This is a genomic window from Lachnoanaerobaculum sp. (assembly GCF_057250505.1).
In genome coordinates this window covers 1-17,540 of record NZ_DBHIEQ010000022.1, presented here as the reverse complement: position 1 = coordinate 17,540, position 17,540 = coordinate 1, and the positions used below count along the sequence as shown (strand labels likewise).

The 17,540-nt window shown below is 34.7% G+C and carries 19 protein-coding genes and 2 pseudogenes; 20 read left to right on the top strand and 1 reads right to left on the bottom strand.

Annotated features, from left to right (window positions below):
• The first annotated feature begins 3 nt into the window (after positions 1–3).
• The 5 genes from ACO6FI_RS09680 (at position 4) to ACO6FI_RS09660 (ending at position 5,406) form a co-directional block, all read left to right on the top strand.
• Complete coding sequence (locus ACO6FI_RS09680; protein ID WP_485457152.1) at positions 4–1,854, top strand: beta-carotene 15,15'-monooxygenase; 1,851 nt, start codon at positions 4–6, stop codon at positions 1,852–1,854.
• 10 nt (positions 1,855–1,864) lie between these two features.
• A complete protein-coding gene (locus ACO6FI_RS09675; protein WP_485457151.1) occupies positions 1,865–3,229 on the top strand; it encodes a hypothetical protein in 1,365 nt (454 codons plus the stop codon).
• Positions 3,230–3,300: 71 nt separating this feature from the next.
• The gene (locus tag ACO6FI_RS09670; RefSeq protein WP_485457150.1) at positions 3,301–4,146 is read left to right on the top strand and encodes a LicD family protein; all 846 of its coding nucleotides are present in this window, start codon (positions 3,301–3,303) and stop codon (positions 4,144–4,146) included.
• Positions 4,139–5,080, top strand: a complete 942-nt coding sequence (locus ACO6FI_RS09665) for a glycosyltransferase family 2 protein (protein WP_009446311.1) — start codon at positions 4,139–4,141, stop codon at positions 5,078–5,080. Before ACO6FI_RS09670 ends, ACO6FI_RS09665 begins: the two co-directional genes overlap by 8 nt.
• Before the next feature lie 80 nt (positions 5,081–5,160).
• Complete coding sequence (locus ACO6FI_RS09660; protein WP_485457149.1) at positions 5,161–5,406, top strand: helix-turn-helix domain-containing protein; 246 nt, start codon at positions 5,161–5,163, stop codon at positions 5,404–5,406.
• Here the strand turns inward: ACO6FI_RS09660 and ACO6FI_RS09655 are convergent.
• Entirely contained in the window at positions 5,375–6,868 is a 1,494-nt protein-coding gene (locus tag ACO6FI_RS09655; protein ID WP_485457148.1) for a BCCT family transporter, read from the bottom strand. The genes ACO6FI_RS09660 and ACO6FI_RS09655 overlap by 32 nt on opposite strands.
• Positions 6,869–7,056: 188 nt before the next feature.
• Between ACO6FI_RS09655 and ACO6FI_RS09650 the strand changes: the two genes are divergently transcribed.
• The 15 genes and pseudogenes from ACO6FI_RS09650 to ACO6FI_RS09580 all read left to right on the top strand — a co-directional run.
• Positions 7,057–7,596: a hypothetical protein gene (locus ACO6FI_RS09650; RefSeq protein WP_485457147.1), complete on the top strand. Its 540-nt coding sequence runs from the start codon at positions 7,057–7,059 to the stop codon at positions 7,594–7,596.
• Positions 7,593–8,564 (top strand): ComEC/Rec2 family competence protein, encoded by a 972-nt coding sequence (locus ACO6FI_RS09645; protein ID WP_060931741.1) that lies wholly within the window; start codon positions 7,593–7,595, stop codon positions 8,562–8,564. The genes ACO6FI_RS09650 and ACO6FI_RS09645 overlap by 4 nt, the downstream gene beginning before the upstream one ends.
• A gap of 69 nt (positions 8,565–8,633) precedes the next feature.
• Positions 8,634–9,662 carry a S66 family peptidase gene (locus ACO6FI_RS09640; protein WP_485457146.1) on the top strand — a complete coding sequence of 343 codons (1,029 nt, stop codon included), beginning with the start codon at positions 8,634–8,636 and terminating at the stop codon, positions 9,660–9,662.
• 38 nt (positions 9,663–9,700) lie between these two features.
• Positions 9,701–10,246 carry a DUF6609 family protein gene (locus ACO6FI_RS09635; RefSeq protein ID WP_485457145.1) on the top strand — a complete coding sequence of 182 codons (546 nt, stop codon included), beginning with the start codon at positions 9,701–9,703 and terminating at the stop codon, positions 10,244–10,246.
• A gap of 25 nt (positions 10,247–10,271) precedes the next feature.
• Positions 10,272–10,817 carry a DUF1697 domain-containing protein gene (locus ACO6FI_RS09630; RefSeq protein WP_485457144.1) on the top strand — a complete coding sequence of 182 codons (546 nt, stop codon included), beginning with the start codon at positions 10,272–10,274 and terminating at the stop codon, positions 10,815–10,817.
• Between the two features lie 119 nt (positions 10,818–10,936).
• A complete protein-coding gene (locus ACO6FI_RS09625) occupies positions 10,937–11,275 on the top strand; it encodes a hypothetical protein (RefSeq protein WP_485457143.1) in 339 nt (112 codons plus the stop codon).
• A gap of 133 nt (positions 11,276–11,408) precedes the next feature.
• On the top strand, positions 11,409–11,921 hold the full coding sequence (locus tag ACO6FI_RS09620) for a GNAT family N-acetyltransferase (RefSeq protein ID WP_485457142.1): 513 nt from the start codon (positions 11,409–11,411) through the stop codon (positions 11,919–11,921).
• Between the two features lie 21 nt (positions 11,922–11,942).
• On the top strand, positions 11,943–12,458 hold the full coding sequence (locus ACO6FI_RS09615) for a GrpB family protein (RefSeq protein WP_485457141.1): 516 nt from the start codon (positions 11,943–11,945) through the stop codon (positions 12,456–12,458).
• The gene (locus tag ACO6FI_RS09610; RefSeq protein WP_485457140.1) at positions 12,455–12,871 is read left to right on the top strand and encodes a 2-thiouracil desulfurase family protein; all 417 of its coding nucleotides are present in this window, start codon (positions 12,455–12,457) and stop codon (positions 12,869–12,871) included. The genes ACO6FI_RS09615 and ACO6FI_RS09610 overlap by 4 nt, the downstream gene beginning before the upstream one ends.
• Before the next feature lie 151 nt (positions 12,872–13,022).
• Positions 13,023–13,262: a GlsB/YeaQ/YmgE family stress response membrane protein gene (locus ACO6FI_RS09605; protein ID WP_060931734.1), complete on the top strand. Its 240-nt coding sequence runs from the start codon at positions 13,023–13,025 to the stop codon at positions 13,260–13,262.
• 180 nt (positions 13,263–13,442) lie between these two features.
• A complete protein-coding gene (locus tag ACO6FI_RS09600) occupies positions 13,443–13,646 on the top strand; it encodes a CsbD family protein (RefSeq protein ID WP_060931733.1) in 204 nt (67 codons plus the stop codon).
• Positions 13,647–14,105: 459 nt separating this feature from the next.
• A pseudogene (locus tag ACO6FI_RS09595) lies at positions 14,106–15,445 on the top strand (tagaturonate reductase).
• Positions 15,446–15,713: 268 nt separating this feature from the next.
• A complete protein-coding gene (locus ACO6FI_RS09590) occupies positions 15,714–16,127 on the top strand; it encodes a hypothetical protein (RefSeq protein ID WP_485457139.1) in 414 nt (137 codons plus the stop codon).
• 84 nt (positions 16,128–16,211) lie between these two features.
• On the top strand, positions 16,212–16,532 hold the full coding sequence (locus ACO6FI_RS09585; RefSeq protein WP_485457138.1) for a hypothetical protein: 321 nt from the start codon (positions 16,212–16,214) through the stop codon (positions 16,530–16,532).
• A gap of 205 nt (positions 16,533–16,737) precedes the next feature.
• Positions 16,738–17,532 (top strand): annotated as a pseudogene (locus ACO6FI_RS09580) (glycerate kinase family protein); the annotation flags it as partial.
• Between the last annotated feature and the right edge of the window lie 8 nt (positions 17,533–17,540).

The following is a 17,540-nucleotide window of genomic DNA, read 5'->3' as shown; positions in this document are numbered from 1 at the left end:
GATATGGTACTGGTAAAAGTTGAAGAAAAATACGAATATCTGAAGGATATATTGCTTTCATTGCTTCTTATAGGTATTGCATTTATTATAAATACCGGAATCAGTATAAAAGGCTTATATATGGACGACCTGCTTATGTGGTCTACCAGAAGAGGAACGGGATTTTTCAGATATGTATTTCCGCATGAGATGAGAAAGTTCAGGCCGGTATACTGGGCAGTTACTTGGATATATCAAGGGATTATAAGGAACAATCTTGATTTTATTGTGCCTATAAATATACTTATAGGTGCAGGTATAGCAATTGCAATTTATTTTTTTGCAAAGGGACTTGCGCGTTCAAAGACGATGGCGTTTTTATTTGCCGCCATGTTTTTGGTCTCAAGATTTTCATACTATGATATAGGGCAGTATCTCGGACTTATGGAAGCCATGGCGATGATATTTGCATTTGCACTTTGTGTATGCCTTTACAAATATATCAACGGACAGGCAAACAGATACTTTTATTATGCCTGTATATTTTATTTTTTGGACTGTTTTACACATGAGAGATTTGTAGTACTCTTTCCGATGCTTATCTTTGCAGTAATTGTGAAAAAGGGATACAGAATAATAAATGCATCGGTAGCAATAATCACTTTTATTGCGGCAAATTATATAAGATTTGCGGCTTTGAAGTCGTTTATACCTGAGGGTACGGGTAACTCAAAGGTAAGTGAAACATTCAAACTGTCAAGTTTTTTTGCATCTGTAAAAACTGAGATATTATATCTTTGCGGAATAAATACAGGACCTACACATCTGAACGGAATTGACTTCAAGGATGTAAATATTGCAGTCAAAATTCTGATAATTATCGGAATATTTGCATTTATTATGTTTATTTGCAAGTCCGTATATTCCATTTTGATGAGAAGTAAAAAAATTGAATTTGACTGGATAAAAAACATCTTACTGTTTCTCGGATTTATTATAGGAAGTATAGTGTCATCCGCCGTAACCATAAGAGTGGAGATGAGATGGCTGTATGCACCTTTTTTATTTTTGCTCCTGCTTACAGCATATATCTACGGTGTGGATAAAAAGATAACTGTAAGAAAGTCAAAGAATAAAACTATAGGGACTTCACTCAGCAGAATATTTCATGTTTCATTTGTGTCCGCAATACTTGTGATGGTCTGGGGATTTTGTATGCTTATAGGTGATATGTATTATAGAGGCTACTATAATAAAATATATCTCTTTGAGGGGCAAAACAGGGCCAATTCACTGGCAAATGAGACTTACTACAAATATGATAAGGACTTAAGCAATAAAAGGATTTATATTATAAAAAACGATTTTAAACTAAGTGATTTTGATGCACTTGAATTCTTCAGAGCCTATGAGCCTGATATAAGAGAGGATATAGTGACATTTATTGACAACTACAGAGATATAGGAGTGGTTAATGAAGATATGATAGTGCTGACTGAAGATAAAAAGAACAATGAATATGTCAATGTTACTGATTTTTTAAGGAATATAAAAGTTGAAAATATCTATGGACATTATGATGACGGTTGGACCGATGAAGAGGCTAAGTTTAATGTAATGTCGGGAGAGCACGGACAGATTCATTTTGAAATAATGTATCCGGGAGAACTTACCGGAAACGAAAGTATCGAGGTGGATGCAAACGGAGAGAAAGAAACCTTGGATTTGGTATCAAATATAACATACTATGAGATAGATACAACTCCGAATACTCTGATACCGATACAAATGAAGAGCAATTTCTATATGCCTGATGCCAAGGAGCAAAGAGGCGATAAGAAACTTAGCTTTATTTTGAATATAAAGATAGAATAGTAGGAGCATAATGAAGAAGTTTTTAGCATTTTTCCTACCGATAGTAGGTGCAATATATTTAAGTGCATATATAAGAAGTGCTGTGCTTGATGTGGTCTATACCGACTATATCAGAATTATAAATACTTATTTACGCAATCCATTTTCACCTGCACCTTATTTTGGAAAAGATGCACTGACAAGATTGCCTATAACATTTTTTGAAAGAGCGATAAATGTAAAGTTTTTTAACTATTCCACAATGTTTGATATGAGCCTTGGAATAATATTCCTTTCGATGATGGGAATTGTTATAGGGCTGTTTATGGCAAAGAAGAATTTAAAAATCGGATATATCATTCTTGTGATGATGGTGGTGTTCTCACTTTCACAGTGGGAGATGCTTACAAACGGTACAGGATGGGTACATTTTTTTACATTCTTTCTGTTTGCACTGCATTTTTATATACTGGATTCATACATTCAAAAAGAGAGCGGTTTTAAACTTGCGCTAAATATTTTACTGCCGGTATTTACAATAATAATGGCGGCAGGTTCGTATTCGCTTGCTTACGGTGCAACACTTATTTGTGCCTATATTTTCTATGCTTTTTTAAGAAAGAAAAAAAGAGGAGTATTGATGTGTATACCTGTAGTTATGGCATTGGCTTTATTTATGTATTCTTATATGAATGCGGACAATGTGAATGCAGGTGCAACAAGCGAGAGTATCGTGACGGTATTTGCCAGAGATCCGCTTTACTTTTTGTATTTTGGGCTAAATACATTCGCATCTGATGTGGTCAGTGTGGAACTTGTAAAATACTTTGAGATAAATGTAATAGGAACAGGAATACTCGGTGCGGTAGTTATATTATTTTATCTGGATGCACTGTATATGAACTTCAGATATAAGATATATGAGGATACGATATTTCCGCTTTTGCTGGTTGTATCGGGACTTTTCAGTCATACTATGGTAATACTTACAAGGTGGATTTTCTTGGATCCTATGTATGCAATGAGCTCAAGGTATTCACTTCAGTTCGGAGCCGGGCTTATAGGAGTTATATTGACATTTGCTTATATTAAGAGAAAGGTGAAGGGACCCGGAAGAAAGAAGCCTGCACCTATAAAGATTCCTCTTATATCAAATATAGGCGTTTTTGTTTTTGTAATACTTGTGTTTGCAGGCAATTTACTTACTGCAGGCAATGAGCTTAGAATGGCGAAATATCGTATGGAAAGTTTTGAAAAAAAGGTAAAGGTTGCAAAGAATTTTGAGTATGAGAGTGATGAGACATTAAAGACGGTTTTACAATATCACAGTCCTAAGAAAACAAGAGATGCGCTTAGATTGATAAAATCTAAGAAATTGAACATTTTTAGTGAATAATACTGTTGATTTGTACACTGTAAAGAGTGTAAAATGATGTCGTTAAATTATTTTGATGGGAAGGCTTAGCAATGGATAACTCTTACGGAATGCTTGCCCTGCAAAAGGCAAACTTATATATTTTGCAGGAAATAGACAGAATATGTAAAAAGTATAAAATAAATTATACTCTGGATTCAGGTACGCTACTTGGTGCGATAAGGCATGGAGGTTTTATTCCTTGGGATGATGATGCCGATATTGCGATGACAAGGGCGAATTTTGAGGCGTTTAGAAGGATTGTAAAGAGAGAGTTGAGTGATAAGCTGGAGTTCATCATGCCGAATGAGTTCAAAAACGGTAAAGTATTTTATGATTTTACTCCGAGGATAATTTATAAGCCAAGTGCAAGGTATAAAAATAATGATAAAAAGGATCCTTATGAGGGTAAGTTAAATCATCTTTGGGTGGATATATTCATTTTGGATAAGCTGCCGAAATCAAAGTCATTGCAAAAATTTGTATTATTTAACCAAAAGCTGATATACCTGTTTTCAATGGGACACAGAAAAAAACTTGAGTTGAAAAAATATAAAGGATCCATGAAACTTGCGGTATTGTTCTTTTCGATTTTAGGTAAAATAATACCTATGAGGAGATTGTTTAAACTGCAGGACGGGCTTTCAAAGCTTTTCTATAAGTCAAGAAACAGCACTACATGGTATTACAGCAATTATCAGCCTGATTATATTGATATAAAGGTGAATAAGGATTGGTACGAAAAGTATTTGAATATAAAGTTTGAGGATGCCACACTTTCTATAATAGATGAGTATGACAGTGTTTTGCATCTGGTGTACGGTGATTATATGACGCCTCCTCCAAAGGCTGACAGAGTCCCGACCCACGGCAGTACGGAGATAGAGATTTATGAGTAAGAAGATTTCAATTATTGTATCTGTATATAATGAAGAGGAAGTTTTATTTGAGTTTTATAGAGAGACAATAAAGGTTCTTCTTTTGATAGATAATCCATATGAAATCATTTTTGTAAATGACGGAAGTGTGGACGGTTCAAGAGGTATTTTATTTAAGATTGCAAAAGATGATGAAAATGTAAAGGTCGTACATTTTTCAAGAAATTTCGGACATGAAGCTGCGATGATTGCAGGTATTGACAATGCAAGCGGAGATTATCTTGTATGTATGGATGCGGATCTTCAGCATCCTCCTACCTTACTTCCCGAGATGTTGAGAAAGTTTGAATCGGGATATGACATAATAAATATGGTCAGAACCGTAAACAAGTCGGCAGGAATTATAAAGAATATAACCTCATCAATGTTTTATAAGGTTATCAACAGATTAAGTGATATACATTTGGTCAGCAATGCCTCGGATTTTTTCGGAATATCAAAGAGAGTTGCCGATGTATTGAGAAACAATTACAGAGAAAAGACCAGATTTTTAAGAGGCTATGTACAAAATGTAGGCTTTAACACTGTAAATATAGAGTATGAGGCAAGAAAGAGATATGCGGGAGAGAGCAAGTATTCTATAAAGAAGCTTTTCAGATTCTCAATGAATACTATAATGACTTTTTCAAATCTGCCTCTTAAGCTGGGTATATATGCAGGCAGTATGGCTGCATTTTTGGCAATAATAATGATGATATATACCATAGTGTCGTTTATAAGGGTAGGTACACCAAGCGGCTATGCCACCACGATATGTCTTATATGCTTTATGTTTTCGGTGCTTTTCTTTATAGTGGGCATAATAGGAGAGTATCTGGGACTTATTCTTTCCGAGATAAAGGACAGACCTATATATATAGTTGAAGAGAAGATAAATTTTGAAGATAAAGAATAAAAGAGCTGTGAAAACGGCTCTTTTTTTGCTATAATATTACATATAAGATATCTGAATTTCTAATAATCTATGGAGTAAGTATGAATATTTCACAAGCGATTTCAAAAAGAGTAATGTTATTATGTTACGAAAAAGATATGACGGTGTATGAGCTTTCAAAAAAGTCCGGAGTTCCCAAAACCACTATAAAAGATATAATCTCAGGTCGAAGCAAAAATCCCGGTGTAATAAGTATAGAAAAACTCGCCGTCGGATTTTCAATTTCCGTAGGCGAGTTTTGGAATCATGAGCTTTTTACTCATTTAGATACATATTTGCATCCTTAAAAAACGATATAATAAGTAAAATCATTATAATACCTATAGGAAAAGCGGCAATGATGGATACTGTCTGTAGGTTTGACATGGAATTGTCTGAAAAGATAAGGCCTATAGGCAGTAAAATCAAAAGTATTGACCAGTACAGCTTTATCTGCTTTGAAGGTTCTTTGTCCTCAAGGTCCTTATATGAGTATGATGCGGCTACAAGAGTGATGGAGTCAAAGGTTGTAGCATAAAATGTAATCATTGTAAGTATCAAAAGTATCATAGCTATATAAGGAAGCGGCAAACTTGATATTATCTCACCTATAGTGGTGTAGAGATTATTGCTGTCTGTGTAGAGCTTAAGCAAATCCACCTGACCGAATACATTCAGTGCAATACCGTAATTGCCGAGGACGATAAAGGATATAAATGTACCTGAAAGACCGAATATATATCCTCCGAGTATAACTTCTCTTATTGTCCTGCCCCTTGAGATACTGCCTATAAAGAAAGGAGTGGCAACACACCATACCATCCAGTATGCCCAGTAAAATACCGTCCAGTCCTCTGCAAAGCTTGATTTGCCTGTAGGGTCTATATAGGTGGCAAGAGATAAAAAGTTGTTTGCCAAATTTCCAAGTGATTTAAAGCCCAGTTCAAGTATGAACTTGCCATGTCCTCCACCGAAGAATACATACAATAAAAGAGCAAAAAATAGATATGTACAGCATGATGCAAGCTTTGACACTCCGTCAATACCCAAATAGGCACAGACTGAATATATGAGGCAGACTACAAGTAAAATAGCTATGGTAAGTATATTATTGTTGCCGATGCCGAAAAGTTTTGCTACAGTCTGAGAAAGTAAAGGTGTTGCTAGTGAAAAAGTGGTGGCTGTACCTGCAATAAGTGCAAATACTGCAGTCAAATCTACAATTTTGCCTATTACTCCGTCCACATGCGAGCCGAGAAGTACCCTAAGACCTTCAGAGTATTTTGCCTTTGTCCTCTTTCTTACATGGAGCATAAAGCCGAAGCATGATGCAAGTACAACATAGAATGCCCAAGGGATAGGTCCCCAGTGAAAAAGCGGATAGGTGGCGGACCAAAGTGTTGCATCACCGAGGGATTGTATTCTGTCCTGATTGGCATAAAGCATCCATTCACATAGTGAGTAAAATAATATATCTGCGGCAAGTCCGGCAGTAAACATCATAGTTCCCCATGCAAAGTCGGAATGTTCCTTTTTGCCGCTGCCAAGCTTTATATTGCCGTATTTTGAAAATGCCATATACAGTGACAGTAAAAAGATAAAAAGTCCGAATATAAGATAAAAAATTCCAAGGCTGTTATTTAACAGGCCTCTGATATTACCGAGAATATCTGTCGCCTGTACAGGAAATACAAAAAACAGCAGCACCAAAACCAGTACAAGCAAAAAAGGTACTATAGTAACAAAATAATCAATACCTGATTTTTTCATCATGCCCTCCTTATGTTCAAAATAAGATAAAAAATATTGATATTGAACATAATAACACTTTTAAACTTATTTTACAAGATATAAAAAAATATTAAAAATTATGGAATAATCAAAAAAACACTACAAAAAATAAAACCCTTTGGTATAATAGTGAAGTTAGTAAATGTCTAATGGAAGGTATTTATATTATGATAAAAATTAAAAAGCATATTGTAGGGGTACTCTCTATAGTATTTGCCTTATCTGCGGGAGCCTGTGCGAATTCGGATATAGTTGTCAATAAAAGTCCGGATTCGGACAAACCTGTATTTGAGACACAAAAAAATATAGTATTGGACTGGTCTCAGATAAGAAGTGATGCGGAAGAACAGTTCAACGATAAGACTTTGTATCCTATGAGTGACTATATTGATATGGCATTTAAGGAAAATGAGAATAAAGTGTTGCTTATATGGTCTTTGTCAGACGATATAAGTGATGATGAGGCGCTTGCATACGGCAATGAATATATCAGAGCAATCAATGACTACGCGGCTACTCAGGATTTCTCAATAAAGAAGTCAAGTGAAACTTCCTACGGAGGACTTTTTGATAAGTATGACCTTGAAATCCAGCTTTTCAGAGCGGATGATATAATGGAAGATTCAAAATATATTGTGAATCAGGTTATAAAGGCAGGGACTGATACTAACTTACAACTACAAAACAATAAAAAGGGGGATAAATGAAACTTCTAAAGAAAATTTTGTTAACTTCACTTTGTTCGGCAATGATTGTAAATACCGGTATGACATCTTTTGCAGGTGTTATAGGTAAAAGCTCAAACAACTATCCTAAGGTAGTTATGGGCGAGACTGCAACCAAGGCTAATGACGGAACTTATTTAAACGGCGCCGAGATTCATATATTAAACTCGGCAACAAAAAGCCAGATGATGAGCTATGTAATAAAGACCAAGAACGGCAAGTTGATAGTGGTTGACGGAGGACTTCCACAGGATGAGCCTCATCTTGTAGAGACTATAAAGAGCTATGGCGGTGAGGTAAGCGCATGGATTTTATCACATCCTCACAGTGATCACGGCGGTGCTTTTACAAAGCTTGCAGAAAACGGCTTTGAAGGTATCAAAATCGACAATTTCTACTACAATATCAGAGAGCAGGCTTGGTATGACAAGTACGAAAAGTATAGAGCCGACATGGTAAATACTATAAGAAATTCAATAGCAAAGCTGCCGGCAGGTGTATCTCATATTACAAGCAAGGGTGAGGTTTACTATGTAGACGGTGTAGCCATACATGTACTCAATGATCCTTATTGGATAGAGTCAAACTCTATCAACAACTCATCCGTAGTTTTCAGATTAGACTTTGACAACGGTACCAGAGTATTGTTCTTAGGAGATATGGGACCTGCAGCAGGTGAGAGACTTAAGGCGGATGTACCTGCTTCAGAGTTAAAGGCTGATATCGTACAGATGGCTCACCACGGTCAGTACGGTGTAAACAAGGATGTATATGAGATAATAGCTCCGAAGGTGGCTATGTGGAACGCTCCTGAGTGGCTTTGGGACAATGACGGCGGTTCAGGCTACAATACAGGCAACTATAAAACACTTGAGGTAAGATCTTGGATGGATGAAATCGGTGCAAAGACCAATTATGTTATCAAAGACGGCGACCAGACAGTGAAATAATTTTAAATTAACCCGATATCAAAATTGATGATTCAATTGAGGTATCGGGTTTTTGATAAGGAGATGTTTATGGTAAAGAAAATAGGAATAGTCAGTTTATCAAGCGGTATTTTAGGAGAAAGCTTTATAAGTCATGAACTTAAAATAGGTGTGGAAAGACTAAATAAATACGGTATAGAGGTTAAATTTTTACCTAATGCACTTAAGGGTGTGGACTTTATAAAGGAACATCCCGAAAGTAGAGCTAAAGATTTGATAGAAGCGTTTAAGGATGACTCTATTGATATGATTTTATGTGCAATAGGAGGAGTGGATACCTATAAACTTTTGCCATATCTGTTTGAAAACAATGAGCTGGAAAGGCACGTTAAACAAAAAATATTCTTAGGCTTTTCAGATACCACCAAAAATCATTTTATGCTGAATAAAGTGGGAATCAAAACATTCTATGGTCAGGCATTTCTACCTGATATATGTGAGCTCTCAAAAGAAATGTTACCATATACCAAAAAATACTTTGAAGAGCTTATCACAACAGGGAAAATTAAAGAAATACGCCCAAGCGAGTTTTGGTATAAGGAAAGAGAAGACTTCAGTGAGAATTCTGTCGGAGTCGATATGGAAAGGTATGAGAATACCGGATTTGAGTTACTTAGCGGTAAGCCGGTTTTCACAGGTAAAATTTTGGGAGGCTGTATTGATTCAATCTATGATATATTTGATAATTCAAGATTTGAGGATACGGTATCTCTTTGTAAAAAATATGATCTATTCCCAAGTCTTGAGGGTTGGAAGAATAAAATTTTATTATTGGAGACAAGTGAGAATAAACCGGAACCGAAACTCTATAGAAAAATGATCAGAGCTTTAAAGGATTATGGAATATTTGATGTACTATCAGGTGTTTTAGTCGGAAAGCCTCAAGATGAGGTATATTATGAGGAGTATAAGCAAATTTTACTTGAGGAGATTGGCGATAAAGACTTATCTGTTGTTTATAATATAAATGTGGGACATTCAACACCGAGGTGCATTATTCCTTTTGGAGTTGAAGCCAAGGTAAATGTAGATAAGCAGGTGATTACTTTTGATAACTAAATCGGATGCTCGTTGCCGAAGTGACTTAAGGAGGTTATATGTTTTTAAAATATAATAAAAATGAGAAGTTGGAATTCAATTATAAGAGGGCATGTGGCTTATGGTTAATTTTGGTAGCAACAGTTATTTCAGTGGCTACTTTTGCAGGTGGAAAACAAATCATAAATATGCAGGTATTTTGCATAGGATATATTGTAAGCTTTTTTACAGTCAATATGAATAAAAGAGTATTAAATAAGCTGTCTGACGGAAGCTCGTCTGAATTTCAAAGAAAAGTATCATTATATGCAATTATTTTATTGTTTATTTTAATGTCATTACTTGGTGGACCGTTTTTTGCCGATGAGAATTGGAGATTGATTTGGTTGGGAGCATTGATGGCAACTGCAATACACTTTTTTATGTATTACTTTGTACATGGAAAATCAATGATTTATTTAGGAATCATTTGTACTGTGAATGTTGCAGTAGGGTATATTTTTCAGGGTATTCCTGTAACTGTGATTGCATATATTGATGCGGCAATTAAACTAGTATTTGGAATTTACCTGTTATTTTTCTCAAAGCCATCAAAACAGAAATGAATTTTAGTGTATAGAGGTAAGTAAGTTGAGATATATACTTTTATTGCGTGGTATAAATGTTGGTGGAAAGAATAAAGTCTCTATGAGTGACTTGAAAGTTTTGTTAACTGAATTGGGATTTGAGGATGTTGCTTCCTATATCAACAGTGGAAATTTGTTTTTTAGCAGTGTGGAAAGCTATGAAAGTTGTATCTCCAAGATAAAACATTTATTGGAAATGAATTTTGACTTTTCAATCCCTTTTACTTTAATAAATAAAGAGGATTATTTAAAAGAAAAGGAAAATCTTCCCAAATGGTGGTATCAAGAAATGGCAAGAAGAGATGTTTTATTCTTTTCCTGTGATTTGGATAGAAGTAAAATCTTAGACTTTATAGATAAATCCACATTTCATAATGAGATAGTGTATATTGGGGAAAATGCTGTATTTTGGGGAAAATATGATGAATCGGAATATATGAAAACTACATACCACAAAAAGCTTATAAAACAGGATTTTTACAAGCAGATAACAATACGGAATGGAAATACATTTGAAAAGATAGCGGAGATCCTTGAAAACGGAAACTAAAAAAGAGATGGATGAGTATTTGGATAGTATTATCGGTTTTTTATTAAAGAGAGCTGAAATGATGGATAAATCTCTTCACTAATTTAGGATTTAACATATAAGACATAAGATAGTTTTAGATGAAGTATATTTATTATAGAAGTATGGATAGTAAAGATTTAAGATATTTTAAAGAAAAGCTTGATTCAATAGATTGGAATGGGAACTTTGAAAAGGCTGATAAAGAAAATTATGAAGTTTTGGACAGCTTATGTGAATTTATAGAATCTGAACTTAGAGAAAATAAAAGCCAAGAAATTATATCAAAAGCCCTATTACTCCTTGCAGGGAATGTCGGATGTGCAGAGGATTTTGAAAGATACGAAGAAAATTTTGTGAGTAGACTTGAAAAAGAAGGTAAACTTACAAAAGAGTTGGCAGAGTTATTTTACAATAATACGAACAGAAGGCAGGGATAGTGATATATAATTTATGAATAAGGGATTGAGGATGAAGATATCAGTCGGTGCCTGTTTACTTGGAGAAAATTGTAAATATAATGGTGGGAATTTATTTGAAAAGATAGCTGAGATTATGGAGAAGGTAAGATAAATGGATAATATAATTATAAAAGAGGCATCTCCTGAGGATGCTTTGGCGAGAATAGAATATTCAAAAAAGATAGGATCAGAAACAGATAATCTGTCATTTGGAGTGGAGGGCTTTCCTATTTCTGTTGAAGGAGAGGCGGAATATATTGGATCTCTTTTGAAAGATGAAAAATCATGTTCATTTTTTGCATGGAGAGATGGCGAAATTATCGGAGATGTAAGCCTAAGCGGATTGCCAAGGCGAATGAATCACAGAGCGGAACTTGGTATTACAGTTTTAAAATCGGAATGGAATAAAGGACTTGGAAGCAGATTGCTTAAAATGGCGATAGAGTATGCCAAGTCACATGGTATTGAGATAATCAATCTTGAAGTCAGAAGCGATAATTTTAGAGCAATCCATGTTTATGAAAAGTTCGGATTCAGAAAAATCGGTACATCTCCTGCATATTTTAAAATAGGAGGCTCATATATAGATTTTGATATAATGTATCGGGATTTGAGAAACAATTAGAAGCTATGCAGGTTGTTATAAATGAGAACGAAAAATGTTGTGGTTGAAAAATGGAATCCGAAATGGAAAGATGAATTTGAAAGAATAGTAGATTCATTAGGGGAAGATATTATTTACAATTCCGTTAAAATTGAACATGTTGGAAGCACATCTGTCGAAGGCCTGTCTGCAAAACCAATTATTGACCTTGATATTGTTATTGAAAATGACAAATTTGAAATTATAAAGAGATTGCTTAATGATAAAGGATACAAACACGAGGGAGATTTGGGTATTGAAGGCAGAGAAGCTTTTTCATATTCCGGAAAAGAAGAATTGATGACACATCATTTATATGTATGTCCGAAAGATTCCAAGGAACTTTTTAAACATATTACATTCAGAGATTTTTTGAAAAATAATCCTGCTTTAGCATCCGAGTATTCAAAAGTGAAAGAGCAGGCCGCAGTACTTTATCCAGATGATATAGATAAGTACATGGAATTCAAATCGGAAATTATTGAAAAGATTTATAAGAGGTGTGGGTTATTAAAATGAAAATAGCGGTAAGTGCCTGTTTACTTGGAGAAAATTGTAAATATAACGGCGGAAACAATTACAGTAAAAAAGTAAGAGCTTATACCAAAGGACATGAGGTAATACCTGTTTGTCCGGAAGTTCTTGGCGGACTGCCTATTCCAAGAGAACCTGCGGAAATAGTAAACGGTATAGTCAGTCTCAAGGACGGCACATCTGTTGATAAAGAATTTCGTGAAGGGGCAAGGAGAGCACTTGATACAGTAAAAGAGCAAAATGCCGATATCGTTATATTACAGTCAAGAAGTCCGTCATGTGGAGTTAATGCAATATATGACGGCTCATTTTCAGGAAAAATTATAATAGGACAGGGTGTATTCGCCGATTTATTAAGGAAAAACGGAATAAAGGCGATTGATGTTGAGGATTTATAGGACAGCTTTAGGCAAATAATTTTTTTTGGTTTATTTTGACAAAAGTTAACTTATGGTGTATAATACTGAGTATATATTTTAAATAGATTTTAATTTGAATATTAAAATAATAATCGAAAAATATATAAAAATATAGAATGGAGGGTGGTTTATGATTTGGTCTATCATTGTAGGTGGATTTATAGGTTTCATTGCAGGTGCTATTACCAATAAAGGTAGTGCAATGGGTATAATAGCTAATATCATTGCAGGTTTACTGGGATCATCTGTCGGTCAGGCATTATTTGGTAAATGGGGACCTACTATGGCAGGGATGTCATTGATTCCTTCTATCTTAGGTGCAGTAATTGTCATTGCTGTTGTTTCGTTTTTCTTTGGTAGAAGAGGATAGGAAAATGATTGATAAGATACTTTAATATGTAAAAACAAATTATATTATTTTTATATCTTAAGTCTATAGTACTCGAGTAATATTCTTATAGAATGAAAAAATATATGCTTTACATATAATTTAGTGGATAAATCAATTCATATAATATATTGTAATAAATTTAGGTAAAAGGAGATTAGTATGTCATTAGAAGAGAAGATAGATCAAGCTAAAGGTGCTTTAAAAGAGGGTATTGGTAAAGTAACCGGTGATAAAAAAACAGAGACGGAGGGAGCTGCTGAAAAAGCTGCTTCTAAGGTTAAAGAAGTTGCAAAAGATGTTAAAGATGCTGTAGAAGGAACGGTCGAAGGTGTCAAGAATGTAATAAATAAGGATAAAGAATAGTTTAGATTAAGAATAGTTTAGATTAAGATTGTCCCTTAAATAGTTAAATATTATGGTCTTCTATTAAAATAATTTATAATTATGTTAAATAGAAGACCATTATTGTTTATCGCGAATTATATTTTTTATAGTTAACCGGAGTGTACAATAATATGATAATTTATATTTTATAAATCTAAGTGAACAGGGCTTAGTATATAAAAAGTAGGCAGCCTTTTTGGCTGTCTTTTTTGATTGACAAAAAATTTCAAATATTATATACTCAAAAATGTAAACGCTTACATTATTAGAGGGCGAAAAAGAAAATAAAGTCTGAAGATATGAAGCAAATATATAGACGTATAAAGCTAAGATGTGGAAGTGGAAAGATAACATTGAAGTAGGTAAAATTATTTCAATGATAACAGATTACTGATGGCAATGGCTGCAGTATTCAATAAAAAATATTAGGAGTATAATATGAAGGCTAAAGAGAGAATCATCCAATTTGGTGAAGGCGGTTTTTTGAGAGGATTTGTAGACTATTTCTTCCAGAAATTAAATGATAAGGGATTATTTGAAGGCTCTGTAGTTGTCGTTCAGCCTATAAAAACGGGTATGTGTGAGATGCTTGAAGCACAAAATTGTGAATACAATCTTTTCTTAAGAGGAGTTGATAACGGTAAGGTGGTAGATGAACATACTCATATAGATGTTATCAGCAGATGTATCAATCCATATGAGGACTATGAAGAATATTTGAGTCTGGCAAAGAATCCTGATTTCAGATTTATTGTGTCAAATACTACAGAAGCAGGAATTGTGTATGAAGATGATAATAAACTCTCCGATTCACCCGCAAACAGCTTTCCGGCAAAACTAACAGCACTTCTTTATGAAAGATTTAAAGCAGGATTGTCCGGATTTATTATACTTTCATGCGAACTTATAGATCACAACGGTGAAGAGCTTTTAAAATGTTGTAAGCAGTATGCTACCAAATGGGAACTTGGAGCGGATTTTGCTTCATGGCTTGAAAAAGAAAACAGCTTCTGCTCTACATTGGTAGACAGAATAGTTACAGGATTTCCAAGAGATGAACATAAAGCGCTTGAGGAGAGAATCGGTCAAAAGGACAATATGATGGATACAGCCGAGATTTTCCACCTTTGGGTAATACAGGGAAATCATGAAGATGAGCTTCCACTGCAAAAGGCAGGATTTAATGTAGTTTGGACCGACAATGTGGATCCTTATAAGAAGAGAAAGGTTCGTATACTTAACGGAGCACATACTTCAATGGTACTTGCTGCAAGACTATATGGACTTGAGACAGTAGGCGAGTGTATGAAGGATGAAAAGGTATCATCACTTCTTAGAAAATCTGTGTTTGAGGAAATAATACCTACAATAGGAGATACAGAGGATAACAGAAAATTCGGAGAGGCTGTATTTGAGAGATTTTCAAATCCTTTTATCAAGCATCAGCTTTTATCAATTGCACTTAATTCAGTGTCAAAGTTCAGAGCCAGGGTACTTCCTACGATATTGGAGTATAAGGCTATAAGGCCGAAAACGGAAAATATCCTGAGATACTGAGTTTTTCATTGGCTGCACTTATCGCATTTTATAAGACAGATGAAGCAAATGACGGTGAAGAGATTGTAAAGTTTATGAAGAGCGCTTCGGTAGCGGATATATTAAAGAGAGAAGATTACTGGGGTGAGGACCTTAGCGATATGTATGATATCGTAAACAGATGGTTTGAAAAGATAGAAAAAGACGGTGTAGCGGCTTGCTATGATGAACTCTTAAAATAAGTTGTTTAAAGGTGGAGGAAACTTCGCCTTTTTTTATTTTGTTCTAAAGGCTTTAGTGTTGGCTGCACATTCTTATTTCCGGGGAAGATATCAATTGAAAAAAATATAAAGAGTGATATAATTCAGTCAAGATTATAGACTGTGAAAATTAATTAGAATTAGGAAGGAGTTAATTACGGTTATTTTGTATCATCACATACAACTACAGCTATTGAACGTGATATACAGTTTAATCAAGAGTCGGAAGAAATAAATGGGGAAAATGCCTATGCAAAAAAAGTCGATTGAGCGGATTATCGCATTTGCCATATGCAGTATAGAATTTATTATAATAGTTCTTATATTGTGTATTAATGGATATAATTCTATAAAAAAGCCAATAGGTAGTACATATTGTGCAGATCAAATTTTTGATGTGGTGAATTCAGATGCTATTTCTTTTTTTGGAACTGATTTCTATGGAGATGGGACATATATGGACACAAAGACCCGTGAATATAGAAACTATACAATAGATCCCGGTGAGAGTTTTTGTACGATTACATTGGACAACGGCTCATATGCCATATATGATTATAAGAATACAGTTTGTGTTATTACACCGGGAGTAGGGATAAAATATTATACAAGAGTTGGAAATTCAAGCGGAGCATTTGTTCTGCAAAAACATGATTATGAGTAATCAATATTATTTTCACAGTTTATTAATTTAATTGTTTTATGGAGGTTAAGATGAATAATAAAGCTGCCTCCTTCAAATGATGTTTTGATAAATGCTCTTTCAAAAAATGGGGAGCCTAATCAAAATGTTGTAAATAATACCGATCTATTCTTTGTATATAATGCAGTACCTGTCAGCAAAATTAAATCCGAAGATGAACTTAGAGAGCTTGTTTTTGAATCAAATACAGATACTATTGATATGAAGGACTCCAACTGGTTTGTGACAGAACATAAGCCATCAAATGAATATTTTGAGAGAGTACTTTCGTATGATAAAAACGGTAAGCTCTTTGAAGCCGAAAATTTAATTTATGAGGACAAAAATTACACAACAATCGCTTTGATGAAATCAAAAAATTTATAGCTTTATATAATTCAGATAAAATCAGTGTAGGAAAGTCAATCATATTATTAATTGGGGGATTAATCGCTGTTTTATCGGTAGGATTTATTTTATATAAAAAATACAGTATAAGATTTATTTTATAAACAAGTGGATTTTTTAAGTGTATTTTGATGTATTTATATGATAAACTGGCATCAGTACAGATGAAAGGAGAAACAGCAAAATGAGAGTTGTTGTTGCCATTGATTCATTTAAAGGAAGTATGTCTTCTTTGGAGGCAGGTGAGGCTATATCAAATGGAATAAAGAAAGCACATAAAGATGCGGAAGTTGAGATAAGACCGCTTGCAGACGGTGGTGAGGGCACTGTGGAAGCCCTGTCTATAGGAATGGGCGGAAGGCTTATAAATGTTGATGTAACAGGACCTGTAGGGAGAAAAGTAAACGCCGTTTACGGAATAGTTGATTCAAGTAAAACGGCTATAATAGAAATGTCACAGGCTGCAGGCATTACATTGGTAAGCGGTAATGAAAAGAACCCTTTATATACTACAACATTCGGAGTAGGAGAGCTTATAAAGGATGCCATAAATAAAGGCTGCAGGCATTTTGTAGTTGGAATAGGCGGTTCCGCTACAAATGACTGTGGAATAGGAATGCTTCAGGCACTGGGGTATGAGTTCCTTGATAAAGAAGGTAATCAGGTAGGATTTGGAGCAAGCGGTGTCAGAGATATTGTAAGCATAAGAGATGAGAATGTGATAAAAGAGCTTTCGGAATGTTATTTCAGAGTGGCATGTGATGTAAACAATCCTCTCTGTGGAGAACTTGGATGCTCCGCAATATACGGACCTCAAAAGGGTGCTACCAAGGAAATGGTAGCCGATATGGATGGATGGCTTAAGAACTATTCAAAAATTGTAAAGGAAAAATATCCGGATGCAGACAGTGAATATCCCGGAACCGGTGCGGCAGGGGGGGCTGGGTATGCATTTTTTTACTTTTACAAATCAAAAATTTAAATAGG